Source organism: Lentzea alba (assembly GCF_011067745.1).
Classification (GTDB): Bacteria; Actinomycetota; Actinomycetes; order Mycobacteriales; family Pseudonocardiaceae; genus Lentzea; species Lentzea alba.
Window position 1 is genome coordinate 126,789 of sequence record NZ_JAAMPJ010000015.1, and the last position, 24,123, is coordinate 150,911.

The following is a 24,123-nucleotide window of genomic DNA, read 5'->3' on the forward strand; positions in this document are numbered from 1 at the left end:
CTGGAAGACGACTTGAAAGCCTTCCTGCTCCGGCGGGGTCGGTCGCCTGGTTTCGTGCCCTGCGCGCGGGGTTGCTCGAGTGGAGCGGGCGGCTACGTCGTCATCGTGGGCGGTCCACAATGGTCTCGAGCCGCACGCGTTCTGCCACGCGGTCGGAACCGTTCTTGGTGGTGAACCACAGGTCGGCGAAATCGTCACGATCCCTGAACACGTTGGCCCACCCGGCCAGCGAGGTGCCCACCCCTCTCAGAAGCCGTAGTTCGCGCCGGTATCGATGGCGGGGGGCGAAGACCGTCGTCCTCGCCCCCCGCCGGTTCCTGGTGTCAGCGGTCGGGCTGTTCCGCTGCTAGCTGGCGACGGCACCCATGATGGCGTTGATGATGCCCTGCTGGGTCACTGTGCGGGCCCTTCGGTCGAACAGGCCGAAGCCGTACTGGCCGTTGTGGCCGTTGTCCCAGTAGACGGTGGCTGCGCCGTACTTCTTGGAGGTGGCCACGACGGCGCGGGCGAAGTCGGCGCGGTACCTGTTGTTCGAGGAGTCGAACGAAGACTTGTCGATGGAGCCGTATTCACCGACGACCACCGGGTAGCCCTTGGAGACGAAGACGTCGCGCATCAGTTTCAGCTGTGAGTCGAGGTAGTCCTCCTGCCCCCAGGTGGACTTCTTCGCGGGGTTGGTCGATCCTCGACCCCACTGCGTGATCCTGCCGTTCTCCTCACCGGCGAAGTCCCACGGGGCGTAGTAGTGCACGGAGATCATGATGCGCTTCTCGGCGCTCGGGATCGACGGGGACCGGTACTGGTCGGTCGGCAGCCGGAAGCCGTAGTTGCCCGCAGTGTAGTCGATGTTCGTGTTCCAGCCGGGCACGAGCAACCACCGCGAGCTGTTGTTCCCGCCGGCCCTGCGCACCGTGTCGACGAAGATCTGGTTGTAGGCGTTGATGTTCGAGTAGCACGGCTGGGTCGGGCGGCCGTACTGGCCGTCGAAGTTCTCGTTCATCGACTCCAGGATCAGGCGCTGGTCGTAGTTCTGGAACCGCTGCGCGATCTGCTGCCAGGCCTTCTGGTACTTGGCCTTGATCGTGGCCTGGTCGGACGCGTCGCAGATCAGCCAGGAGCCGGCGAAGTTCTTGTACCCGTCGCCGTGCATGTTGATCAACACGTGCATGCCGCGGTTGTAGGCGTAGTTGACGACGGTCTGGATCCGGTCCAGCCAGGCGGAGTTGATCGTGTAGTTCGGCCCGGAACCGATGTACCTCAGATAGGAGACCGGGATTCGGATCGTTTTGAAGCCCGCGGCCTTCACCCTGTCTATTAGGGCTTGCGTGATGACCGGCTGGCCCCACGCCGTCTCGTTCGGAGTTCCGTCGAGGGTGCCTTCCAGTTGGTTGCCCAGATTCCAGCCCGCGCCCATGTCGGCGACGATCTGCGCGGCGTTGCGCTGGTTCATGGTGTCGGCTGATGCCGGACCCGCCAGGCCGGACGCAGACGTGGCGATCGCCAGCACGGCAGCGAGGAAGCCGACCCTGAACCTTCTTGCTTGTGAAGCCATGAGTTTCTCACTTCCGTTCCGGGGTGCCAAAACCAGTGGATCTGCCGGGCGGCTCAGCCCCAGCGCTGCAGCAGCCGGTCGTACTCGGCCTGGGTGACCGGCAGGACGGTGCCGTGGCGCGGCCGGCGGGCAGGGTGTAGCTGGAGAGGGGCGTCCACTGCCGGGTGTTGAGGTCGGTGGTCGTGAACGGGACGTAGCCCCGGCCGCCGTACTCGTCGATGAACATGTACCAGCGCTCTTCGGTGTTCGACTTGAAGACCAGCGGTCCCTCGCCCTGCCTGATCGCGTTGTTGCCGATGCAGTCTGCGACGAAGGAGTAGTTGCGGTTGAGGATCGTCGCCGACTTCTCCGCGAGGATGAACTTGCCGCACGCCGACTGTGACGAGCTCCGTTCGTCCTTCGTGAAGCGGTAGTAGGTGCCGTTGTGCTTGGTGAGGGTCGAGTCGATCGTCGAGTAGCCCTTGTCGACCCAGACCTGTGCGGCGCTGAAGGTGCGGAAGTCGGACGTCGTGGCGTACATCATGCGGTTGTAGGTGTCGCCGGTGTGGTTGGGATCGTTGGGGGAGTAGAGCTTCGAGGCCCAGAACACGACGAACTGACCGAGGGTTTCGTCGTAGTACGCCTCAGGCGCCCACGTGTTCCCGGCGGTGTCCGGCGAGACCCGCGCCAGTCGCGGTGCGCTCCAGTTCACCAGGTCGGTCGACTCCCAGACCACAATGGACTTGCTGCCGGTCCGCTGCACCTGGTCCCAGTTGCCGTTGCCGTACATCCGCAGATCGGTGGCGATCTGGTAGAACTTGTCGCCCTGCGGTGAGCGGAGGATGAACGGGTCGCGCACGCCGCGGGTCCCGATGGCCGAGGTCAGCACCGGCCGTCCACCGTTGAGCTGTCGCCATCGCGTCGGGTCGTTGCCCTGGCTGAGGGCGAAGTACACCTGTTCACCGGCGGAGGAGTTCTCGCCGGTGAAGTGGCTGAACAGGTAGCCGGCGTACTTCGGTGCCGGTACCGTGCCGACCCGGACCAGCTGCCATTGCTGGTTGGTGGCACCGGTGTCGGCGTACTGGGAGATCCGCGCTCCGTCCGCTGTGGACTGATCTCGAACGCTCAGCGGTTTACCACTGTTGCGGTTGACGAGCTTGACGTGTCCGTTGTCGGTGTCGGTCACCCGGAACTGCTGGTTGGTGCCGCCGTTGTCCGTCCACTGAACGACATTCGCGCCGTCCGCTGTGGACGCAGAGGCGATGTCCACCACCTTGCCGCTGTGCCTGGCCCGGAGCTTGTGGTAGCCACTGCCGGCGTCGACGAACTGGAACTGCTGGCCGGCCGCGTCGGTGCGGGTCCGTTGCTCAAGGCTGGCGCCGTCGGCGGTCGACTGGCCCGCGACGGTGGCGGCTTTGCCGCTGTGCCGCGACACGATCTGGTAGTAGGACGCCGGGTCGATCACCGCCGCCTGCGCCGAGGGTTGCGTGACCAGTGCCGCGGCGGCGCTCACGATCAGCGCGCCGGCGAGGACGAGTGCGGTGCGGCGTCTGCAGGCACGTCGCGGTGGGGCCGGATCGTGGAGAGGCTGTGTCATCGAACCCGTCCAGTGTGGTCGCGAAGGGGTGTCGGAGTCCTGATGGGGCACCGCCCGAGCGGTGCCCCATCGGGTCTCGGGTCAGACGCGGCGGCGAGTGAAGCGCTGGTTGGCGTTGCCGCTGTAGGTCCACTGGGAGATGCGCGCGCCTTCGGCGCTGGAGTACTCCCACACGTCCAGCGCGAGGCCGGTCTGCCGGTTGACGAGGCTGATCACGTCGTTGCCGTGGTCGACAACGCGCCATTGCTGGCTCGTGACGGTGGCGTCGGGCTGTTGGGTGACGTCGGCGCCGGTGGCGGTGCCGGCTGGCTGGAGGAACAGGCCGCTGTGCCGGGCTTTGAGGCGGACGTGGCCATCGCCGGCGTCCACGAACTCGAACTGCTGGCTGGGATTGCTGGTGGTGGTCCTCTGGACGAGCCGTGCGCCGGCGGCGGTGGAGGCCGCGTCGATCTCGGCGGCCTTGCCGCTGTGCTGGACCACCAGGGTGTAGTTGCCGGGGACCGGCATCGTGTCGCCGAGCTGGGCTTCCCACCTGGTGTTGGACCCGGCCGCGTCAGCAGGGAGGCGGTCGCGTGCGGCGGTGTCGCCGTACATGGTCCAGCGGGCCCAGTCGACGACGGTCCTGGGGAAGCGCTGGTCGCTCCAGAAGCTGGTGTGGCTGCCGCCGACGAAGGTAAGGAACGCCTTGGGCCACCTCATCTCCGTGTACGCCTGCCGGGCCGAGGAGTACGACGTGGTCGAGTCGCGGTCACCGTGCACGAACAGGACTTTGGCGTTGACGGTGCTGGAGGGGTTGCCCATGTCCACACAGGACTGCGGGTTGGCGGAGATGATCCGGCTGTCGGGCCAGGAGGTGAGTAGGCCGTGGGTGACCATGCCGCCGAGGGAATGGCCCGAGACACCGACGCCGATGCCGGTGTTGATGCGCCCGGCCAGTGGTCCGCTCGCGTTGAGGGCGAGAGTCTCGGTGAGGACCTGCGAGACGTCCTTGGAGGTGTTGCCGTTGTTGACGTCGCCGAAGTTGTGGTTGAAGTGCGGGGCGGGGACGACGAAGCCCGCCGAGGCCAGGGCGCGGATGATGAACAGGGAGTTCTGCGGACTGCTGCCGAGACCGTGGGTGAAGTTGTAGACGGGGAAGACACCGTTGGCGGCCGGGGCGTTGGTCACCGGGTTGCCGCCGGCGGTGCCGGTGGCGGGGTAGTAGACGTAGGTGTTGATCCGGCGGCTGCCGCGCATCCAGCTGTACTGGCGCACACCGACGGCGAACGGAGTGGTCGGCGCGGTCCCCAGGGTCCAGGCGGGGGCGGCATTGGCCAGGCCGGCACCGAGCAGGGTAGCGCCGCCCACGGTCGCCGCCGCGGCCGTGCTCAGCCTCAGGAAGGTGCGTCGTTGCATCGACACGATGACTCCTTGCAGGGGTGGTCGGGGACCAGGGTTCAGCGGACGTGGATGTTCGGCTGCGGTGGCGTGCTCATGCCGTTGCCGAGGAAGAAACTCGGGTGTGGTGGTTGGTTGTAGGCGGTGTTCTGCCAGGCGAGTGCCACGCGGTATTGGGCGTCGTGCAGCAGGGTGTGGATGCGTCGGTCGGTCGGTGTCGGGGTGGCGTAGATGCGCAGTGCGGCGTTGTCGTCGCGGGGCAGGACGACTTCCTCGCGCCAGTCGCCGAACAGGTCACCGGACAGCGACGGGGTGGACTTGGTGCCGTTGATGGAATGCGCGCCGGAAGCGGTGAGCAGGCGGGTGTCGCCGCCGGTGCCGTACTTGTCGACGTGGTTGCCGTCCAGCAGCTCCCGCACGGGGTCGGCGTCCCACCAGGCGAGGAAGTTCGCGCTGGCGGGTGCTCGTCCGACGCTGCCACCGGAGGCGTTGAACGCACTGGTCAGGCCGGTGCCCTTGCCCCAGAACTCGGCGCCGGGGTTACCGGCGTACACGTCTCCGGCCACGCCGCGGGCGGGGCCTTCGCAGTTGCAGGTGTTGTTCTTCTGCATGATGACGGCACCGGTGTTCGCGTCGCGTAGGGTGGCGGCGGCGCCGGAGCTCTGTTCGTGGATCTGCCAGATCTCCTGGCCGGGGCGGCTGGGCACGAAGTCGCTCACGTGCAGCGCGTCGCCGTGGGCGTAGAAGTTGGTGGTGTATCGGCCGGTGCCGTCGGCGTTGATGGTCATGCCGCCGTAGATGATCTCGTCGGTGCCGTTGCGGTCGACGTCCGCGATGGACAGTGAGTGGGTGCCTCTGCCGGTCCACTGACGTCCGGCGCTGCCGGAGTCGAACTTCCAGCGCCGGGTGAGCTGGCCGCCCCGGAAGTCCCAGGCCGCGATCGTGCTCTTCTCGTAGTAGCCGCGGCCCATGATGATGCTGGGCCGTTGCCCGTCGAGGTAGGCGGTGCCGGCCAGGAACCGGTCACCCCGGTTGCCCTTGCAGTCGCCCCAGTCGCAGATGTTGCCGCGGGCAGGCTCGAAGTTCACCGTGGACATGGCCGCGCCGGTGAGCCCGTTGAACACGGTCAGGTACTCGGGTCCGGTGATGATGTAGCCGTCGGAGTTGCGGTGGTCGGCGTTCGCGTTGCCGATCACCTGTCCGGTGCCCGACACCGTGCCGTCGCCCGTCTTGACCGCCAGTTCGGCCCGGCCGTCGCCGTCGTAGTCGTACACCTGGAACTGGGTGTAGTGTGCCCCGGCGCGGATGTTGCGGCCGAGATCGACGCGCCACAGCCGCTGTCCGTTGAGCTTGTACGCGTCGAGGTAGACGTTGCCGGTGCGGCCGGACTGCGAGTTGTCCTTCTGGTCGCTGGGATCCCATTTGAGGAAGATCTCGTACTGGCCGTCGCCGTCTGCGTCGCCGACGCTCGCGTCACCGGCTGTGTAGTTGCTTCCCGGCCGGGAGATCGGCACGTCGAGGTAGTTGCCGCCGGTGAAGCGCAGTGACGACTCGGACGGCGCCTGCTCCGTGCCGTCCACGACCGCGCGGACCGTGTACGAGGCGTCCGCCGGTGCGCCGGAGTCCAGGAAGTTCGTGGAGTTGGTGATCGGCGCGGCGGTGAGCTTCGTGGTGCCGCGGTAGACGTGGAACCCGGTCGAGGCCGGCTCGGTTCCGAGCAGCCGCCACGAGACCAGGTTGCCGGACCCGGACCGCACGCTGACCAGACCGCGGTTGAGGTCTTCCAGTTGCCTGCCCTCTTGCGGCGGGGTGCCACCGGCTTCGAGGTCGAGGTGGTCGATGTTCGCCAGGCCCGCCGCGGTGGTGGGGGCCAACCGGATCGTGTTCGCGCCGGCGGTCACCGGCACGGTGAACGTCTTCACGGCCCACGCGCTCCAGGCGCCGGTCGGCTCGAACGCGGTGCCCGGTTGGGCGACCGCACCGTTCACGAGCACGTCGGTGGGACGGTTGTCGGTTCCGCCGTTGGCGTATCGGATGGCGATGGTCGCCGGGCCGGCCGCGCCTGCGGTCACGGTGAACTGCGCAGCGGCGCCGATCGCGTTGTCGCCGTTGCAGAATCCGCTGCCGGAGTAGCCGGCGTGGTTGGACTCGATGGCACCGGCGCAGGTGGCCGGCGCGGCTTCCGCCTCGTATCGGGTCGCCGCCGCCGAGGCCGCCGAGACGACGAGACCGTTGCCGGCCAAGGTCAAGGCGACGACGCCGGCGGCGAGCGGTGTCGCGTGCCGCCGATGCAAGAGCATGGTTGACCTCCGTCAGGTGAGCCGAACGCTCAGGTCAGCGCAGATGGGCGGTGAGCGGAGCCCGGCTGAAGGCGGCAACGCCGGCGGGTCTCCGGTACGCGGTCATTCGATCTCCTTTGATCGAGTGATTCAAGGTTCGTGCGGGTGCGTTGCCGTGAACGTGCACAGTCTCAGCGGCGAACCATCTGCTTGGATGAAACCGCAGATGAGTGCTCCTTGAAAGGGCATTCGACAGAGTTTCTGTGAACGTGCACAGTCTTGTCGAAATTCGACTGCGCATTCGACCTCCGCTCATCGAGATCGACGGTGACCGGGTGCTCAGAGCACGTCGACGACCGCCGTGACCTTGCCCAGCGCCGTCGTCCCGACGACGACCAGCTCGCCCGGCCTGTCCGTCGCTCCATCCGGAAGTGCCTGCCAGCGAACGGGAACCGTGCTGATGCGGTTGTTCGAGGTGGTCAGCACCCGCATCGCGGAGGGGAGCGCCGGCGCCCTGCCCACGCGGGTGGTGACGTGGACGGTGTCTTCGAGGACGTGCCTGGCCTGGCTCGCGTTGAACACGTTGATCGACGCGTGCGGCTCCCAGGTGTTGGACATCCCCGGCACGGCGCGGAACATCGACTGCCAGCCCGCCGGTTCCCAGACCAGCACGCCGGTGCCCCGGTTGCCGACCACGTCGTTGGCAGCCTGGAAGACCCGCTGGATCGCGTCCGCCTGGCCCTGGACGGTGCGGGGGAACGGCGAGTTCGGCATCGGTGAACCGTCGCCACCGGATGCCGGGTAGGAGGTCTCGGCGACCTCGATCTCGTAGCCGGGGTACGCCGTCGTCATCGTGTGCAGGTTGACCTCCAGGGCCTCGGGCGTACCGTGCCACTCCGGGTAGTAGGAGATCGCGAGCACGTCGGGGTTCTGGCCCTTGGCCTTCACCCTGGTCAGGAACTGGTGCCAGAACTCCATTGTCTTGGCGAGCCGCCCGGTGCCGACGATCACGTGGATCTCGACCTTGGTCTTCGGTGACGTGTCGCGGACGGCTTTGATCCCGGCCGCGGCCAGCGTGGTGAACCGGTCCCAGGCCTCGTGGTAGAGCCGCTGCTCTTCGGGGTCGGTCGACTGCCAGTAGCGCCACAGCAGGCCGCCGCCGGGCTTCGACTGGTAGACGTCGGCCTGGTCGACGAAGTAGGGCGGTGCGGTCGTGCCGATGAGGGCAGCCTCGCTGCCGTACATGAAACCGTTGATGATCTCGTTCCCGACGGCGACCTTGTCGGGCCTGGTGCCCTGCCGGATCAGCCGGCCGAGGTAGTCGCGGGTGTAGCCGTACACCGCCTTGGTGAGATCGTCGAACTCCAACTGGGCCCAGGCGCGCGGTTTCGGCTGCTTGGACGGGTCAGCCCAGGAGTCCGCGTAGTGGAAGTCGATGCCGAGACCCATGTTCCGCTCCTTGACCCACCGCGCGGACTGGAGCGAGCGTTCCGGCCCCTGGCGGGGGATCGCCGCCGGCTGGCCGGTGCTCTCGCTCCTGGGCTCGTTGAAGATCCGCAACCGCGAGTACTCCATACCGCGGTCCTTGGCCACGTCGAGCAGGTGCGGCCCGGCGCCTTTGTCGGCGGCCAGGGGATTGACCCAGTGCTCCTGGTCCTGACGATCGTCCATCCAGGACATGTCGGCGCCGAGGACGAGGTCGTCGCGCAGGTAGTTGAAGACCTGGAGCTCACTCACCCCGATCCGGGGGTGGCCCGACGTGCCGATGATCGAGAGCCGGACATACCGCGTTCCTGGCCTGGTGAACAGATGCACCGCGCCCCGTTCGGCGGCGCGGTTGCGGGACTCGTCGGCGACCTCGTGCCACCGCCGGCCGTCGGCCGAGACCTGGATGGTGTACCGGTACGCCACCCCGCGGTCGGCGAAGAGCACCTTGACCTTTCGCAGGTTGTCGTAGGCTCCGCCGAGGTCGACGGTCAGCTGCTGCCGGGCGCTGGGGCCGTCCGCGTACCAGGACGTGGCAGGGTTTCCGTCGATGGCCGATCTGGCGGTGGCCGAGCCACTGCTCGCCGTGGCGGAAGCCCAGAACTTGGCGGCGATGTTGCTCTCGATCGGCTTGATGTCGGCGGTGCCGTAGATCGCGTGCGCCGGCGTGGGAGCTGTCAGCACCCCGACCGCCACGGTCGCGAAGGCGGTGAATGCCGCTGTGACTCTGGACCGGAACCGAGCGATCACGTCTCTCTCCCGACATGTGTGTCGCCGGTGGGCCTCGTTGATCCAGTCCTCTCGGGGTTGACGAGAACCAGGTTTCTCATCACCGGTTCCTTCGAACGGAAGGAAGGGGCTCGAGGCCGACCGACATCGGACATCGGGTAGTCACGATGAACCGTCTCAAGCCCCGGCGCAAGAGCTGAACCTGGTGCAACAAAGGGAGGTAAGCGGTTTCCCAACGGATCGACGGATCGGTGGAGCGTCGTGGACGCGGGTAGTCTTGAAACGATTCAAGCAGCTCGCTGGGCATGGCCTGGATATCGAGCCCCTGGGGGAAGTCCTATTGGGATGATCAGTCCACCGCTGCGCGAAGCGCGGCCGCAGGCGATTTCGCGCCAGTCGAATCGACGTGACGTTCGACGGACTCGTGTCGAAGATGGTGAACCAGTGTGCCGCGGATATTGCGGCAACGGCCGGAAAGCGCTTTCAATCAGTGCGAGGCGTGGACGGTTGCCAATGGCCACTGTGCGGTGACTCTGATGCCGCCGTCCGCGGCAGCGCGGCGCGGGTGACGTCGACCGGTCTGAACAGGGGGATGGAGCTGGCAGTGGAACGCCTCGGGTTTCATCTCCTCGAAGGACCCGGCGTGGAACGACGTGATTTGTCGAACGACGATCCTGGGCGCCGTCAGAGGAGAAGTGTCTACTATGGACGATCTTTCGGCGGTAGCACGTCGCCGAACTCGTCGAAGCCGGCCGCGCTCAGCAGCGTGATACGCAGTTCAGGGTGCTCGGCAGGGTCTGGCGCCCCATGGGTTGTCCTGGACGAACGCGTTGCAGCGCATACAAGCCACCGTTGCGGACTGCGGCCTTGTCCGAGTTCGCTGTTCGACCGCCTTCGGGTGGAACTCGGTGATCCGTTGCCCATCCACGCTGCGTGACTACCACTGTCACCTATTCGTGCAGCAGACCCAATCGGTGTTGGCTGCGTGGATCGCCGTCAGCTCGGAGCTCGAGCTCAGAAGTCGAAGTGACTGGCGGGCAGCCCAGCGATAGTGAAACTGATCGCCATCCCTGCTCGGGCGAAGTAGATCTACGCCAGCCGTTCGCTCAGTCGTCCTATCGCCAGCACCTGTCACCGCGGCTCAGCGGTGTGGACGGATGGCGATCGTCGCACGCGTCTCGGACTTTCGACAGAAGGTTCAGCAGATCGGCGTGCCGCGCTCACCGGCCTGACTCGACGCGAGCGGCCAAATCGAACCGTTCCGGAGCACGAGTACTGCGCGGACAGCAGCGACAACGCGAGTCGGATGTGCCGGACGTCGGCATCTTGGCTAGCGCCGCTTGGAGGGATCGCTGTCATAGGGGGAACGGAGCCTGTCTGGCGGCAGGAGGAGCGTTACCGGGTACTAGACCATTGACTGACCCAATGTGTCCACTATGGACGCGCATAAGGGTCTACTTTGGACTTTGGACCCCTCGTCGTCGAGGCTCAACGAGTCACAATGGGTCTGAACTGGCAAACATGTCGATGGAGCCGTCTTCGGAAGTGGTCCCGAAAACGGCCCCGTCGTGACCTGTCAGGCCTGGTCGGGCCACCACTTCTGGGTGGCTTCGCCCAGGGTGGAGATCGGGTCGTAGTAGGGGGAGCGGCGGTCGAGCGCTTCGGGGTCTTCGAGTTCGATCCCGGTGCGGTAGTTCTTGGTCCAATACGAAATCCCCAGCTCACGGTCATAGCCTTCGAGCTGGTGGACCCACCGCTTGCCCACGTACGGCACGTGACAGACGATCCGCGGCGTCGCGTACCCAGGCGAGTTGCCCATGATCGCGTAACGGCGACCCCCTCTTCACGGCCAGACGAATGAAGATCTGCTGGCAGGGGCACCGGTGAAGGTCGCGGAGAAGACCAAGGTCGGCTTCACCGACGGTGCTCGGACATGCCCGCAGTCAGGCTTCTTTCGCTGTGTGCGGGCACGCCGGGAGGGTGATGGTGACGATCAGTCCGCCGCCGTGGTGCGGATGGATCGTGGCTTCTCCGCCGTGAGCGTGGGCGATCGACCGGACGATGGACAGCCCAAGTCCGGCGCCTGTCGGGGTGTGCGGGTGGTTGGTGGGCAGGCGGCGGAACGGTTCGAAGAGAGCCGGGATCTCGTTGTCCGGCACGACGGGTCCGCTGTTGTGCACCTGAACTTCGACGTGGCCGTCGTCGCGGGTGCGACTGCTGACCCGCACGTGTCCGCCTGGTCCGGTGTTGTGCCGGATGCCGTTCTCGACGAGGTTGTGCACGAGCCGTTCGAGCAGGAGCGCGTCGCCGGCGGTGAGCGCTTCGCCGGCGTGATCGTGGACGGTGATCCCGGCCTGCGCGGCTTCGGTGGCGGTCTGTTCCACGACGTGGGTGACGAGGTCGGCCATGTCGACAGGGAGCTGCCCGGTGATCTCGTGTTCGGATTTGGCGAGCAGTAACAGGCCGCTGATCAGCTGTTCGTGCCGGGTGTTGATCTGCAGCAGTTTCTCGCCGAGGTTCCTGACGTCCGCGGAGGCCGACTTGCGGTGCATCGCCAGTTCGACCAGTGAGCGGCCCAGGGTCAGTGGGGTGCGCAGCTCGTGGGAGGCGTTGGCGACGAAACGGCGCTGGCCGTCGAAGGACCGGTCGAGCCGTTCTACCATGGTGTTGAAGGCGTTGGCGAGGTCCGTGACCTCGTCGTCGGTGCCGTGCAGGGCGATGCGTTCCTGCAGGCCTCGCTCCGCGGCTGTGGCGGTGGCGATCCGTCTGGCGGTGTCGGTGACCTGGTGCAGCGGGACGAGCACCCGGCCCGCGACCAGCCAGCCGAAGCCCGCCGCCACGCAGGCGACCAGACCGAGCGCGATGCCGCCCTGGGCGAGCAGCGAGGTGGCCGCGGCGTCGCGCAGTATCGCCTGCTGTTCCCGCATCCACCGCTCGGCGTCCGTGCCGGTGAGCATTGTGCCGTCAGCGGTGAACACGAACATGTCCTTTGTGGACGTGGTCTCGGTGACGGGTGAGGCGTTGCGGGTGATGAGTGTCCGGCCGGAGCCTGACAGCTGCTGATTGAACAGCGCGTAGGTCGCGCCGAGCAGCACGGCCCCGGCTACGAGGAACAGGCCGCCGTAGATGATGGTCAGCCGGACCCGCAGGGTGATCCGGCGCGGTAGCAGTCGCGTGCGAGGGTTCACGGGACGATCCGGTAGCCCACTCCCGTGACGGTTTCCACGACGGACGGGTCGCCGAGTTTGCGGCGCAGTTTCAGGATCGTGAGCCGGACGACGCCGGTGAACGGGTCGGCGTGCTCGTCCCACGCCTTCTCCAGCAGGAACTCGGCGGAGACCGTGGCACCGTCGGCGCGCAGCAGTTCTGTGAGCACGGCGAACTCCTTCCTCGACAGCGGGATGTAGTGCCCGTCGCGGAACACCTGGTGGCGCGCCGGGTCAAGGGTAATCCCGGCCCGGCGCAGCACTGGCGGAACGGCCGGGCGGGAGCGCCGTCCCAGCGAGTGGATCCGGGCGGCCAGTTCGGGGAAGGCGAAGGGCTTGGTGAGGTAGTCGTCCGCGCCGAGGCCCAGCCCGGCGACGCGGTCGGTGACCTCGGCGGCCGCGGTGAGCATCAGCACGCGCGTGGGGGAGGAGGACTCGACCAGCTCGCGGCAGACGTCGTCGCCGTGCACGACGGGCAGATCCCGGTCGAGGACGACGACGTCGTAGTCGTTGACCGCCAGTCGGTCGAGCGCCGCCCTGCCGTCGTGTGCGACGTCCACCGCGAGCGCCTCGTCGCGCAGCCACTCCGCGATCGCGTCGGCGAGCATCGGCTCGTCCTCCACCACCAAAACCCGCATGGGTCCATGATCGCCGACCGCCGTGTTTCCTCTCCGTTAGCGATCACAGAAACACCCGGGAAACGCGCTGCCGCGTTGCATCACCTCCCGATCGGCCGGAACCACACGGCCCGGCCAAGTACAGAAGTATTGGCCACAACCACGCAAGCCATCCGTTCTGTCCATTGTGGTCCCCTTCGAAAGGAGTCGTGCGATGACACGACACCAGCCCGCGTCCCGGCGCTCCGTGCTCGGCATGCTCGGAGCCGTCCCCGCCGCCATGCTCGTGGCCCCCGTGGCCGCACAGGCCGACGCCGGAACCTCCACGTCCGGCCGGGTACCCAAGGACCTGCGACCTGGCGGCGCGTACGACCGGTTCGTCGCGCAGCTTGCCGCCGAGGACAAGTTCTCCGGAACCGTGCTGCTCAGCCACCGGAGCAGAACAGTGCTGTCCAGGGCCTACGGCATGGCCGACAAGGAGCTGTCCGTACCCAACGAAGCGGACACCGTATTCGCTCTCGCGTCGGCGTCCAAACCGTTCACGGCCTTGGCGATCGTCCAGCTCGCGCAGCAGGGCAGGCTCAACTTCCACGACACGCTGGGGACCCACCTGGACGGCTTCCCGGCCGCGATCGCCGACACCGTCACCGTCCACCACCTGCTCACCCACACCTCTGGCATGGGTGATCTCCTCAACAACCAGGAGTTCATGGCGAAGGCCGGCACGTGGACCAGCGCGGACCAGGTCATGGACGAGCTCATGAAGATCATCCGGAAGGAGCCGCTCACGTTCACTCCCGGCACCGGGAACCGCTACAGCAACAACGGCTACGACACACTCGGTGCGATCGTGGCGAAGGTGTCCGGCCAATCCTTCTACGACTATGTCCGCCAGCACGTCTTTGCCGTGGCCGGCATGACCCGCACGGACTTCTACACCAGGCCGCAGTGGCAGACCGACCGGCGCATCGCCCACCCCTACACGCTTGACGCGTCCGGGCAACGCATCGACGCGCTCCGCGCCGGGCTGGGCGCGTCGCGCATGTTCATCGGCACCGGCGGCGGCAACGCGTTCACGACGGCGCCGGACCTCGTCCGGTTCGCGCGTGCGCTCGAAGGCGGGAAACTGCTCAACCCGGCCTACACCGAGCTCTTCATGAGCGCGAAGGTGCCCACTCGACCGCGAGGCAACAGTGATCCCAACGTGCGGGGCTTCATCGCGTACGGAGCGCCCACGCCCGTGGTGAACAACCACTGGCTCTTCGGGCACGGCGGAGGCGCCGCGGGCGAGTCGACCAACTGGACCATCTACCGCGGCCTGGACTGGTGCGGCGTCATCCTCAGCAACTACGACCAGATCGACCTAGCCGGGATCATTGAACGGGAGCGGAACCCCATCGTCGGCCTGTCATGAGTGATCAATTGTCAGCTCTCGCCTGGGGGAAGCGGCGGTGGCTTCCACCCTCGACACCTACTCGGCGGACATCGAAGACCTCGATCGCGACGCTGCCACGAACGGGTCTGCTGCGGGAGCGCCAACCTGCTGGTCCGCTACCTTAACCAGGGCCGCGCCGAAGGGGACCGCCCCGTCACGACCGCCCGCCACGCCAGCCTTCTCATACTCACCAAACCCGAGAACCTGTGTCCGAAGGACACGGCTCTGCTGGAGAAGATCGCCGCGTCCTGCCCGGAGATGACCGCACTCGCCAACCTGGTATCCGGCTTCGCCGCCCTGCTGAAACCGGCCGCGGGCAACGACGTGAAACTCACCGAGTGGATCGCGGCGGTCGAACTGGACAGTCCGGTCCACCAAGCGCTGATGGTCTTGCTCGGTGCGCAGGCTCAGCGGGAGGTGGCCCGTGCCCGGCAGCGCGTGCTCGGGGCGATGCGGGCGCAGACCAGTCAGCAGGGCAGGTTCCTCGGCGGCCGTCCGCCTTATGGGTATCGCCTGGTCGATGGTGGTCCGCATCCGAATGCGCGGCATAGTGGGTGGGGTCGGAGGTTGCAGTGCTGGCGCCGGATCCTGTGACCGCGCCGTGGGTGCGGTGGATGTTTCGGGAGCGTGCGGGTGGTCGTGCGCTGGCCTCGATCGTCCGCGAGCTGAATAGTCGTGGTGTGCCGTGTCCGTCGAGTGCGGATCCGGGACGCAACTCGCATAGGACGGGCGGGCGGTGGATGGTGACCGCGGTCGCGGCGATTCTCGAGAACCCGCGTTACACGGGCCGGCAGGTGTGGAATCGGCATGGCACGCGGGGGAGGGGACCTGGAGGCCGGCTGGGGCTCGTGCCGCGGGCCGGGTGACCCGCAACCCGGTCACGGTGTGGGAGGTGTCGGAGAAACTCTCGCATGAGCCTCTGGTCGACGATGAGACCTTCGTGGCGGTTCATCGGATCAGGGCACCGAGACAGACCAAGGATGGCGGGGCACGCAGATATGCGTTGGCTGGTCTGGTCGTATGTGTTGGACGGCACGCTGACGCGGAATCAGGCCCATCTGTGGCAAGCGCCGCATGGGTACGAGCAGCAATACAACGAGCACCGTACCCACCGATCACTCGCTGGCGGACACCCCTGGGGTCGCGCGGCCTGCCGCGTGTGCTTGAGGAGCAGTTGTCTACGAGGCATTGAATCGGCCCGGGGAGCGTCAGCTGCGCCTGTTGACGTGAGGCCTCGAGGAGTCGCCTGGTCACGCGTTCAAAGATTCCGCGAGACCTCGGTCAGCCGTTCGGTCAGGAAGACGCGTTCGACTTCGTTGTCGGTGAGGGCCAGCGCCTCCTCGTAGGCCACTGCGGCTTTCGGCCAGTTTTCCAGCTGCCGCAAGAAGTCGGCGCGGGTGGCGCTGAGATAGCCGTAGGTGGCCAGGGCCGGCTCGGCCAGCAACGGGGACAGCGCGTCGAGTCCTGCTTGGGGCCCGTCGCGCATGCCGACCGCGACGACGCGGTTGAGCTCGACCACCGGCGAGGGCCACAGCCGATGGAGGACTTCGTAGAGGCTCACGATCTCCTCCCAGTCGGTGTCGGCCCAGCTCGGCGCCTCCGCGTGCAAGGCGGCGATCGCGGCCTGCAGCGCGTAGCGGGTCGGTGGCCGTCGGAGTAGGGCCTCGGTCAGCAACGACTGGCCCTCGGCGATGAGCGGCCGGTCCCAGCGTGAGCGGTCTTGTTCGGACAGCAGCACCAGGCGCCCGTCGACGGCCATCCGAGTCTCCTGGCGGGCTGCGTTGAGCAGCAGCAGAGCCAGCAGGGCGGTGATCTCCGCATCGGCCGGCATGAGCAGGTGCAGCAGGCGGGCCAGTCGGATCGCGCTGTCGGTCAGGTCACGGCGCACCAGGTGGGAGCCGAACGGAGCGGTGTGCCCCGTGGTGAAGATGAGATGAACGACCTCGAGCACGGCGCCGACCCGTTCCTCGAGCTGGTCGGGACCCGGCACCCGGTAGGGGATGCGAGCCGCGGCGATCTTCTTCTTGGCTCTGGTGATGCGTGCCGCCATGGTGGCCGGCGGCACCAGGAAAGCCCTGGCCACCTCCGGTGTAGACAGCCCGCAGACCAGGCGCAGCGTCAGCGCCACCTGGGCGTCCGTCGACAGCGCGGGGTGGGTGCACGTGAAGATGAGCCGGAGCCGGTCGTCGTCCAAGACCTCCTCCGGCCCCTGCACCGCCTCGTCGGCGACCAGCAGGGGCATCCTGCGGCGGAAGACCGAGTCATGACGCATCACGTCGAGGGCTCGGTTGCGCGCGGACGTGGTCAGCCAGGCACCGGGCCGATCCGGGACGCCCCTTTCGCCCCACGTCTGCAACGCCTGCGCGTACGCGTCCTGTGCGCACTCTTCGGCCAGGTCAAGATCGCGGGTCATTTGGACGGTGACGCTGAGAACCTTGGCCCAGTCGCGGCGGTAGGCCTCGGCCACCGCCGCGACGACCTCGACTTGCGCGTTGCTCACCCGTGCTCGACCACAGGGCGGATCTCCACGCCGCTGTGCGTGTAGTTCAGCTCGGGCAGCAGCTTGGCCAGCTCCAGCACTTCGTCCAGGTCCGCTGCTTCGAGCAGGTAATAGCCACCCAGTCCTTCTTTGGTCTCCAGGAATGGGCCGTCGGTGATGTGGATCCGACCGGCCGCGTCGGCACGCAGTGACGTGGCCGTGGGTGCCGTCTCGAGCTGCTGACCATCGAGGAATCGGATGCCCGCCTTGGCGACGAAAGCCGCGTGCCCGGCATTGTGCGCCTGCCACTGCTCCTCGGTCATCGCATCCCACTGCTCAGCGTCGCCGTAGATGAGGATCATGTACTTCGCCACGTCTTCAGCCTCTCGGGTGCGGGCCCTCTGCGGAGGGCCTTTACCGTACGACGTGTCAGGCGTGTGCCAGATCGACAGCTTGGCGAGATTCAGTCGTCCGCACACAGTGGAAAGGCCCGGCGGCCGACCGTAGGGGACGCCGTGCGACGCACGTGGTTTGCCTCACGGAGCAGGCGCGGACGACCGCCCGAAGATGATCGGGGTAGTGCCGGCACAGCTGCGCTGGCCGTGAAGCAAGGTCCTGCGGCACAGGCTTTCGTTGATTCACCGCACGTCGCACCGTGGCTCTATAACACAACTTGTCGTGAAGCTGAGGCCGACGAGCCCGATCGCAGAGCTCGGCTGCAGGTCCGTATGTCGCCGACGAGTGCTGGGTGGCATGATCAACGAGTACGAATCTGCGGCAGCTTGATGCACAGGTCAGGCCCATTGGGCCGTGTTTGGGGACCCCGCAGGCGCCGGATCCTGTCACCGCGCCGTGGGTGCGGTGGATGTTCCGGGAGCGTGCGGATGGTCGTGCGCTGGCGTCGATCGCCCGCGAGCTGAATAGTCGTGGTGTCCCGTGCCCGTCGAGTGCAGATCCGCGACGCAACTCGCATAGGACGGGCGCGCGGTGGATGGTGACCGCGGTCGCGGCTATCCTCGAGAACCCGCGTTACACAGGCAGGCAAGTGTGGAATCGGCATGGCACGCGGGGAAGGGGACCTGGAGGCCGGCGGGGTGGTCGTGCCGCGGGCCGGGTGACCCGCAACCCGGTCACGGCGTGGGAGGTGTCCCAAAAGCTCTCGCATGAGCCTCTGGTCGACGATGAGACCTTCGTGGCGGTGCATCGGATCAGAGCGCCGAGGCAGACCAAGGACGGCGGGGCACGCAGATATGCGTTGGCTGGTCTGGTCGTGTGTGGGGTGTGTGACCGCAGGATGGACGCTCACTGGGTGCACGACCGACCTTCCTACCGCTGCCGCCACGGCTTCAACAGCGTGTCGACCCGGCCTCCGGACGCGCCGGCCAACACCTACGTCCGCGAGGACGTCGTCCTCCAGATGCTCCCAGGACTGATCACTGAGCGCGGGCACAATCCGGAGTCTGATTTAGCAGTGCAACTCCATGAATTACGGCTAGAAATCACCTGCGTAGGGTCTGGTCTGAGATTAAGAACCTGGCCGACCAGTCGAAATCCCGCGCGAACTCAACGTGCAACGCAAGCGGCGTTAGCATTGGATTGGGGATCGGGGGCGCCAGAAGTGCCTATATAAAGCAATTACCCCACGGGGAAATTGCTCCCGTGGGGTAATTCCGTGTCCGAGACATTTGAGCTGCGATGCTTTGCCGATGCGGGCAGCTTCGACGCCGCCGACCTCTTGAGATGGTCAGCAGCCATGCCGCCAACGTTTGTCCGGCACCGCAACACAGGACAATCACGAAGGCAGCCATCGCGACTCGGCGGTAGCAGCCCGAGACAGGTGACCATTTCGATGGGACGAGTCGGGCAGCCTCCAGGCCGTGCACCCGCAGACAGGGTTCGCAACCCGCAGCGTGGTCAGCCCTTGCCGGTGTTCACCACGCAGAACAAGTTGCCCTCGGTGTCGGCCAGCACGGTGAAAGCGGCATCGGGCGGATAGGTCCAGGGAACGCGTCGGGCGCCGAGAGCGAGGAGTCTTTCGACCTCGGCACGCTGTTCGTCTTCGTCGGCCGTGTGCAGGTCGAAGTGCATTCGGTCGCTGTCGTCCAGTGCGATGGGTTGGCCGTGGCCGTCCTTCGGGACGAGGACGGGCGTCTCGTCGCCGATCGGGCCGTCGCGCAGTTCGTAGCCGAGGGCTTCAGCCCAGAACTTGGCCGCTCGGTGTACGTCCGCGACATGGACGACGACGGTTCCGATGTGCACCATCGGACCATCATCGGGCGTCCCCGCAACGAGCACCGAACTCACCGATCACTCGCCGCCGCAGCACCCTTGCACCGCCTCTCACGACCCGCGAACCGGATGAGGCGCGGTCGGGTCACGTTGACGGCCTCTTACCCACGGAGCAACCGTTTCTCGCCCTCGGGAACGACGAACCGAGCGTGCGGCGTGACGGACACCTTGGCGAAGTCCGGCTCGGTTGTGCTGGACAGCTGCATGAACTCGGCGGTCAGCTGGGTGCTGGTCGCTGTGCAGCGGATGTAGCCGCGCCGGTCGTGCAGGTACTTGACGTGCGGCAGGTGGTCGGGGAGGCCGGGTTCCGGATCGGTCGGGTCCGCAGAGGGGCCGCCGCTGGAGACCGAGGTCGTCACCAGCTCGACGCCGATGTGCGCGCTGTCCGGGGCGTACGGGTTCGCCAGGAGGTCCGCGGCCCAGTGCCGGTGCACGTCGCCGGTCAGGAGCACCGGGTTGGGCACCCCCCGCTCCACCCAACCCGCGCTGATGCGGCTGCGCTGCGGCCTGTAGCCGTCCCAGGAGTCGTCGCCGTCGCAGGTGTTCGGGTTGCGATCGCGGTCCCGGTCGGCGAAGAACACCTGCTGTCCGAGGAAGTCCCACGTTGCCGGGTGCGTGGCCAGGCCGTCGAGCAGCCACTGCTCCTGGTTCGAGCTGATCATGCGGCGAGTGCCGTCGTTGCAGTCGGGAGTCGACTGCGGGGAGCGGTACTGGCGGGTGTCGAGCATGTGGAAGCGGGCAAGCGAGCCCCAGCCGAGCCGGCGGTGCATGGTCATGGCGCCACCCTGCGGCTTCTGCGCGGCCCGCACGGGCATGTTTTCGTACCAGGCCTGGAAGGCCTGCGCCCGCTGGGTTGCCGAGGGCGTCGAGTTGTTCCAGTTGTTCTTCACCTCGTGGTCGTCGAACACCACGACCCACGGCGCCGCGGCGTGTGCGGCGCGCAGCGCCGGGTCGGTCCGGTGCTGCGCGTAGCGCAACCGGTACTCGGCCAGCGTGTCGACGACGTCGGTGCCCCAGTCGACGTACTCGCGGACGTTGGTCGTCTTGTTGGTGGAGAACTCGTAGATGTAGTCACCGAGGAACAGCACAAGATCGGGGTTGTCGTTGGCGATCTGCCGGTAGGCGTGGAACCATGCCTCCTCCCAGTGTGCACAGGACGCGACAGCGAACCGCAGCTGGTTGGGCAGGACGCCCTGGCCGGGCGCCGTGCGGGTACGCCCGGTCGGCGACAGGTACGAGGGCGCGGTGTCGGTGCGGAACCGGTAGTAGTAGAACCGGCTGTGGTCGAGACCGCTCAGCTCGACGTGCACGCTGTGCGCGCTCGCCGGGGTGGCGGTGGTGGTGCCCGAGGCCACGATGGTGGCGAAGTTGCCGTCAGTGGCCACCTGCCACTGCACGTCGACGTTGGACGACGGCATCCCGCCGCGTCCGTCGGGGTTCAGCGGCGCCGGTGCGAGCCGGGTCCACAGCACGAAGCCATCGGCCGACGGGTCACCCGATGCCACACCGAGCTGGAAAGGGTCGTGCGGCAGCGAGGTTGCGGTCGCACGCACACCCGTCGCGCCAGCGGAGGGAAGGGCGATCGAACTGGCCACGGCGGCCCCGCCGAGGATGAAGGTACGTCGATGGACGTTGCGCATGGCTTCCCCTTACGCGTAGTCGGTGACACCGTCGCTGCACGTGTCCCGGAAGATCTCCCCGGCCGAGCCGATGCAGACCTTGTAGAAGATCCAGTCCCCCTCGGGGATGTCGCCGGTCGGCGCTTTGACGTCCGGCCCCGCTGAGCCTTCCCGGTTCCACGCCTCGAACGGCCCGGTGCCGTCACTGCGCCACCACTGCACGACCGCCGGGAATCCGTCGGCGAAGCGGTCGTCGACCATGAGGTGGTCGCCGTAGGACATGAAGTACGCGAGCCCGGCGCAGCCCTCGTACTTGGTGGTGCCGTCGGTGTTGAGCACCCGCTTGCTGCAGGTGGCCGTGTCCGCCGATGCCGCCTGCGGAGCGACGATCCCGAGCACACCCACCACGACCGCCGTGAATGCCAACCGAGCACGCTTTCTCATGGACCTCTCCTCTACGGAATGCCCACGTTGCCGGGCATCGAGGCAGGGCGTGCGCCCGGATTTCGCCGATATGTCGCCGAAAGCGGCGACGTATCGGCAAGGGCTGACAGTCCCGGCCGATAGCTTCCCAGGACAGCGCAAGGTCGCGTGTCGGGTGTTCACCTGACATCGCGGCAGGCAGAGTGTCCTAGTTGTTCGTCGGCATGAACGGGTGGTCTTCGGTGTTCTGGGACGGCAGGCGCGGTGTGGTTGCCAGCGTGCTCACGACCGGTTTGCTGATGACGGGAGTGCCTGCCGGTTCCGTTGCGGCGGGAACCGGCACGGCCACCCAAACTCGACATCGGTGTCCCCACTGCGGCGTTGGAGTACCAGCAGATCTTGTGCCGCTCGAAAAGTCGTTACCGCAGTGTGGCAACGCCTCTCTCCCAGGCTGAGAGCATGCTCGGGTGATCGTGTCTCTGCTGTACAAGGTGACATGGAAGATGCTGTCCGCCGCGTCGGTGCTGCTCCGCGGTGAGGCGGCGAAGGATGCGGAGCTGCTTGTGCTGCGGCACGAGAACACCGTGCTCCGTCGGCAGCTGGCCGGCCCGGTCCGCTACGAGCCAGCGGACCGATTCTGGTTCGCGGCCCTGTCCAGGCTGATACCTCGTTCGCGCTGGCGCGAGGTTTTCTCAGTCACGCCCGGCACGGTGCTGGGCTGGCATCGCAGGTTCATCGCCTGGAAGTGGGACTACACCACGCGACGACGCACCGGACGTCCACCCAGCCGAGCAGCAATCAAGGCAATCGTGCTGCGGCTCGCAGCAGAGAACCCGCGGTGGGGGACATCGACGGATCCAGGGCGAGCTGGCTCGACTCGGCCACCGGATCGCCGCCTCGACCGTCTGGGAGATCTTGAACGCCGCGGGAATCGGCCCGGTACCACGTAGATCCGGCCCATCCTGGCGCGAATTTCTCTCCGCCCAAGCAGAGGGCATCATCGCTGCAGACTTCGTCCACATCGACACCTCACTCGGCACACGCCTGTGCGCCTTGGTGTTCCTCGAACACGGCACCAGACGCCTGCACACCACCGGCGTGACTACCCACCCGACGCAGGCCTGGGCTGTTCAGCAAGCCAGGAACCTCGCCACCGACCTCGGGACGCGGATGGAGTCCCTGCGCTTCCTGCTACGCGACCGCGACGGCAAATGCGGCAAGACGTTCGACACTGTCTTCGAGGCCGAGGAACTGCGGGTGATCACAAGTGCGCCTCAAGCGCCCCGGATGAATGCACACTGCGAACGGGCCATCGGCACTCTGCGACGCGAACTGCTCGACCACGTCCTGATCACCAGCGAAGCCCACGCACGGCACGTCCTCAAGGCCTACCAAGAGCACTACAACCGACACAGACCCATACTGTCGAGCAGTTCTGCGAATCTGCTGCCCAGGCGGGTGCGGAGCCTGCTGAGTTCGTGGCGGATGGGGGTGGCCGGAGCCGATGTCACCGCCGCCATCACCGGCCGTGCGAGCTCCACGGCGGCGTCGAGGTCGCCTCGGCACGCGTGGCTGTCGGCCAGGCGCAGGGTCAGCATGAGCCTGCTGCCGTGCATCCGGGCGGGCACGTTCGCCAGTGATGTCTCCGCGTGCATCACCGCGCGGTCGGCGATCACCGATCGGCCGGTGACCTCTGCCAGGTCGCGCAGTCCGCCGGCCAGGTGCGAGGCGATGTAGGTCGCGCCCGCCGCTCCGATCAGCCACGGCGCCTCGATGCGGTCCCGGCCGTCAAACTGGTCGACAGCTCGTTGCGCGGCCCTCGACAACCTGGAGAACTCCCGATGGTCACCGAGCATGGCGTGCGCGCGGGCCTGGATCAGTTGCGCGTGCACGCCCGTCCACAGGCGGCTGGGGTCCACCGCGGACGCGGCGGCGCTGTAGTCGAGCGCGGTCGCCGCGTCGCCTTCGATCATGGCGAGCACGCCCATGCTGCTCAGCGCCTCACAGGCCGTTGCGACGCCACCGGAAGCCAGCGCCCACTCGACGCCGCGGTGCAGCCATGTCATGGCAATTCCGTGCTGCCCTCGTTTCACCCGGAGCCATCCGGCCAGGTCGGCGTACCTGGCGGCGAGTTGTAGCAGGCCGTTCGCGTGGACGCCCCGCGCCATCGGCACCAGGGTCGTGAGGGTGCGCAACGCCCGTTCGACAGGAACAGCGAGGTCACCGGCGACTTCGCTGATGTCGGCGTCGAGGTAGGTCGTCAGCAGCGCGGCGAATCCGTGCAGTGTCTCGGCACCCACGGTGAGCCCATCGACACCGGGCACCTCCGCGAGGCCGCCGGGCACCGGCGCCGCGCAGCCGTTGATGCCGTGCGAGGGGCAGGTGACGCCGAACGCCGGCAACCGGACGTACCGGGTGAGCGAGGGCCGAAGCTGGTCAGCACCATGTGGTGCTCGGGGCAACGGGACCGAGGCCTCCCCGGCGGAGGCGACGAGTCCAGCGCACAGCCGCGCACGGATCCTCGTCGCCACGGCGAGCAGCGAGCCGCCCGCTGCCAGCAGATCGTCGGCCTTGTCGGCGAACGCGATCCGCGGCTCCCGTGCGCCGCTCTCGATCTTGGAGACGTAGGAGTGGTGATAGCCGAGGCGCGCAGCCAGCTGGACCTGAGTGAGACCTGCCTGCTCACGCAGGCGGCGCAGTTCCTGCCCGAACTCGTTCCGGCCTGATTCCTCGTGCGTCATCGCCTGCCACTCCCACGCTTCGTTCGGACGCCGGACGCGGAAGGCAGCTGTGGTCGCGTCCGGCGCCGTGAACGCTACGACGGCTCTCGTCGCGTTGTCAGCAAGCTGGCAGTGAATTGATAGGCGACACCATTGTTCGAGTCGAATTTCGACGATTCCTCGATGCCCGTGAGGATCGCTGCGTCTCGGTCGGCCGGGTCGCACGGCCAGGCCGGCAGGAACTTGAGTCGCCAGGGTGTCCGGGAAGCTCCTGGGGCACGGTAGTGGCGCACCGCAAAGGCGCGCAACATGCTCACGAGTCTGTTCTGTTTGGACT

Annotated in this window: 17 protein-coding genes and 3 pseudogenes; 5 read left to right on the top strand and 15 right to left on the bottom strand. The window is 67.1% G+C overall.

Going from position 1 to position 24,123, the window contains the following annotated elements; translation table 11 throughout:
- Positions 1-100: 100 nt before the first annotated feature.
- The 9 genes and pseudogenes from G7043_RS40515 to G7043_RS40560 form a co-directional block, all read right to left on the bottom strand.
- On the bottom strand, positions 101-241 hold the full coding sequence (locus tag G7043_RS40515) for a hypothetical protein (protein WP_166053926.1): 141 nt from the start codon (positions 239-241) through the stop codon (positions 101-103).
- Between the two features lie 105 nt (positions 242-346).
- Positions 347-1,552, bottom strand: coding sequence for a glycoside hydrolase family 5 protein (locus tag G7043_RS40520; RefSeq protein ID WP_166054019.1), 1,206 nt, complete (start codon positions 1,550-1,552; stop codon positions 347-349).
- A gap of 7 nt (positions 1,553-1,559) precedes the next feature.
- Positions 1,560-3,128 (bottom strand): RICIN domain-containing protein, encoded by a 1,569-nt coding sequence (locus G7043_RS48940; protein ID WP_242643216.1) that lies wholly within the window; start codon positions 3,126-3,128, stop codon positions 1,560-1,562.
- A gap of 81 nt (positions 3,129-3,209) precedes the next feature.
- Complete coding sequence (locus G7043_RS40535) at positions 3,210-4,523, bottom strand: RICIN domain-containing protein (protein WP_207312415.1); 1,314 nt, start codon at positions 4,521-4,523, stop codon at positions 3,210-3,212.
- Between the two features lie 41 nt (positions 4,524-4,564).
- Positions 4,565-6,805: a rhamnogalacturonan lyase family protein gene (locus tag G7043_RS40540; protein WP_166054020.1), complete on the bottom strand. Its 2,241-nt coding sequence runs from the start codon at positions 6,803-6,805 to the stop codon at positions 4,565-4,567.
- A gap of 318 nt (positions 6,806-7,123) precedes the next feature.
- The gene (locus G7043_RS40545; RefSeq protein ID WP_166054021.1) at positions 7,124-9,019 is read right to left on the bottom strand and encodes a glycosyl hydrolase 53 family protein; all 1,896 of its coding nucleotides are present in this window, start codon (positions 9,017-9,019) and stop codon (positions 7,124-7,126) included.
- 1,555 nt (positions 9,020-10,574) lie between these two features.
- Positions 10,575-10,829, bottom strand: a pseudogene (locus G7043_RS40550) (lysine 2,3-aminomutase); the annotation flags it as partial.
- A gap of 112 nt (positions 10,830-10,941) precedes the next feature.
- A complete protein-coding gene (locus tag G7043_RS40555; protein WP_166054022.1) occupies positions 10,942-12,186 on the bottom strand; it encodes a sensor histidine kinase in 1,245 nt (414 codons plus the stop codon).
- The gene (locus tag G7043_RS40560; protein WP_166054023.1) at positions 12,183-12,842 is read right to left on the bottom strand and encodes a response regulator transcription factor; all 660 of its coding nucleotides are present in this window, start codon (positions 12,840-12,842) and stop codon (positions 12,183-12,185) included. Before G7043_RS40560 ends, G7043_RS40555 begins: the two co-directional genes overlap by 4 nt.
- A 193-nt stretch (positions 12,843-13,035) precedes the next feature.
- On the opposite strand from G7043_RS40560, the gene G7043_RS40565 reads away from it, so the two are divergent.
- The 3 genes and pseudogenes from G7043_RS40565 (at position 13,036) to G7043_RS50455 (ending at position 15,122) form a co-directional block, all read left to right on the top strand.
- Positions 13,036-14,235: a serine hydrolase domain-containing protein gene (locus G7043_RS40565; protein ID WP_166054024.1), complete on the top strand. Its 1,200-nt coding sequence runs from the start codon at positions 13,036-13,038 to the stop codon at positions 14,233-14,235.
- A 114-nt stretch (positions 14,236-14,349) separates the two neighbouring features.
- Positions 14,350-14,610, top strand: a pseudogene (locus G7043_RS48945) (ISL3 family transposase); the annotation flags it as partial.
- 260 nt (positions 14,611-14,870) lie between these two features.
- Positions 14,871-15,122, top strand: coding sequence for a recombinase family protein (locus G7043_RS50455; RefSeq protein ID WP_207312386.1), 252 nt, complete (start codon positions 14,871-14,873; stop codon positions 15,120-15,122).
- Positions 15,123-15,514: 392 nt separating this feature from the next.
- On the opposite strand, the gene G7043_RS40575 is transcribed toward G7043_RS50455, so the two are convergent.
- A complete protein-coding gene (locus tag G7043_RS40575; RefSeq protein WP_166054025.1) occupies positions 15,515-16,756 on the bottom strand; it encodes an RNA polymerase sigma factor in 1,242 nt (413 codons plus the stop codon).
- A complete protein-coding gene (locus G7043_RS40580; RefSeq protein WP_207312387.1) occupies positions 16,753-17,109 on the bottom strand; it encodes a YciI family protein in 357 nt (118 codons plus the stop codon). Before G7043_RS40580 ends, G7043_RS40575 begins: the two co-directional genes overlap by 4 nt.
- Positions 17,110-17,549: 440 nt before the next feature.
- On the opposite strand from G7043_RS40580, the gene G7043_RS50460 reads away from it, so the two are divergent.
- The gene (locus G7043_RS50460; protein ID WP_390829299.1) at positions 17,550-18,365 is read left to right on the top strand and encodes a recombinase family protein; all 816 of its coding nucleotides are present in this window, start codon (positions 17,550-17,552) and stop codon (positions 18,363-18,365) included.
- Positions 18,366-18,649: 284 nt separating this feature from the next.
- Here the strand turns inward: G7043_RS50460 and G7043_RS40590 are convergent, their stop codons facing one another.
- The 3 genes from G7043_RS40590 to G7043_RS40600 form a co-directional block, all read right to left on the bottom strand.
- Complete coding sequence (locus G7043_RS40590) at positions 18,650-18,997, bottom strand: VOC family protein (RefSeq protein ID WP_166054027.1); 348 nt, start codon at positions 18,995-18,997, stop codon at positions 18,650-18,652.
- A gap of 128 nt (positions 18,998-19,125) precedes the next feature.
- Entirely contained in the window at positions 19,126-20,664 is a 1,539-nt protein-coding gene (locus G7043_RS40595; RefSeq protein ID WP_166054028.1) for an alkaline phosphatase D family protein, read from the bottom strand.
- Positions 20,665-20,673: 9 nt separating this feature from the next.
- A complete protein-coding gene (locus G7043_RS40600; protein WP_166054029.1) occupies positions 20,674-21,087 on the bottom strand; it encodes a hypothetical protein in 414 nt (137 codons plus the stop codon).
- Between the two features lie 1,266 nt (positions 21,088-22,353).
- Between G7043_RS40600 and G7043_RS48950 the strand changes: the two are divergent.
- Positions 22,354-22,425: pseudogene (locus G7043_RS48950) on the top strand (hypothetical protein); the annotation flags it as partial.
- Between the two features lie 41 nt (positions 22,426-22,466).
- On the opposite strand, the gene G7043_RS48955 reads toward G7043_RS48950, so the two are convergent.
- Positions 22,467-23,807, bottom strand: coding sequence for a helix-turn-helix domain-containing protein (locus tag G7043_RS48955; protein WP_166054030.1), 1,341 nt, complete (start codon positions 23,805-23,807; stop codon positions 22,467-22,469).
- Positions 23,808-24,123 lie beyond the last annotated feature (316 nt).

What these genes read in the sequence shown, in the direction of transcription:
- G7043_RS40520 (WP_166054019.1), bottom strand. Translation starts at nt 1,552, where the DNA reads ATGGCTTCACAAGCAAGAAGGTTCAGGGTCGGCTTCCTCGCTGCCGTG.
- G7043_RS48940 (WP_242643216.1), bottom strand. Translation starts at nt 3,128, where the DNA reads ATGACACAGCCTCTCCACGATCCGGCCCCACCGCGACGTGCCTGCAGA.
- G7043_RS40535 (WP_207312415.1), bottom strand. Translation starts at nt 4,523, where the DNA reads ATGCAACGACGCACCTTCCTGAGGCTGAGCACGGCCGCGGCGGCGACC.
- G7043_RS40540 (WP_166054020.1), bottom strand. Translation starts at nt 6,805, where the DNA reads ATGCTCTTGCATCGGCGGCACGCGACACCGCTCGCCGCCGGCGTCGTC.
- G7043_RS40560 (WP_166054023.1), bottom strand. Translation starts at nt 12,842, where the DNA reads ATGCGGGTTTTGGTGGTGGAGGACGAGCCGATGCTCGCCGACGCGATC.
- G7043_RS40565 (WP_166054024.1), top strand. Translation starts at nt 13,036, where the DNA reads ATGACACGACACCAGCCCGCGTCCCGGCGCTCCGTGCTCGGCATGCTC.
- G7043_RS50455 (WP_207312386.1), top strand. Translation starts at nt 14,871, where the DNA reads ATGTTTCGGGAGCGTGCGGGTGGTCGTGCGCTGGCCTCGATCGTCCGC.
- G7043_RS40590 (WP_166054027.1), bottom strand. Translation starts at nt 18,997, where the DNA reads ATGGTGCACATCGGAACCGTCGTCGTCCATGTCGCGGACGTACACCGA.
- G7043_RS40595 (WP_166054028.1), bottom strand. Translation starts at nt 20,664, where the DNA reads ATGCGCAACGTCCATCGACGTACCTTCATCCTCGGCGGGGCCGCCGTG.
- G7043_RS40600 (WP_166054029.1), bottom strand. Translation starts at nt 21,087, where the DNA reads ATGAGAAAGCGTGCTCGGTTGGCATTCACGGCGGTCGTGGTGGGTGTG.
- G7043_RS48955 (WP_166054030.1), bottom strand. Translation starts at nt 23,807, where the DNA reads ATGACGCACGAGGAATCAGGCCGGAACGAGTTCGGGCAGGAACTGCGC.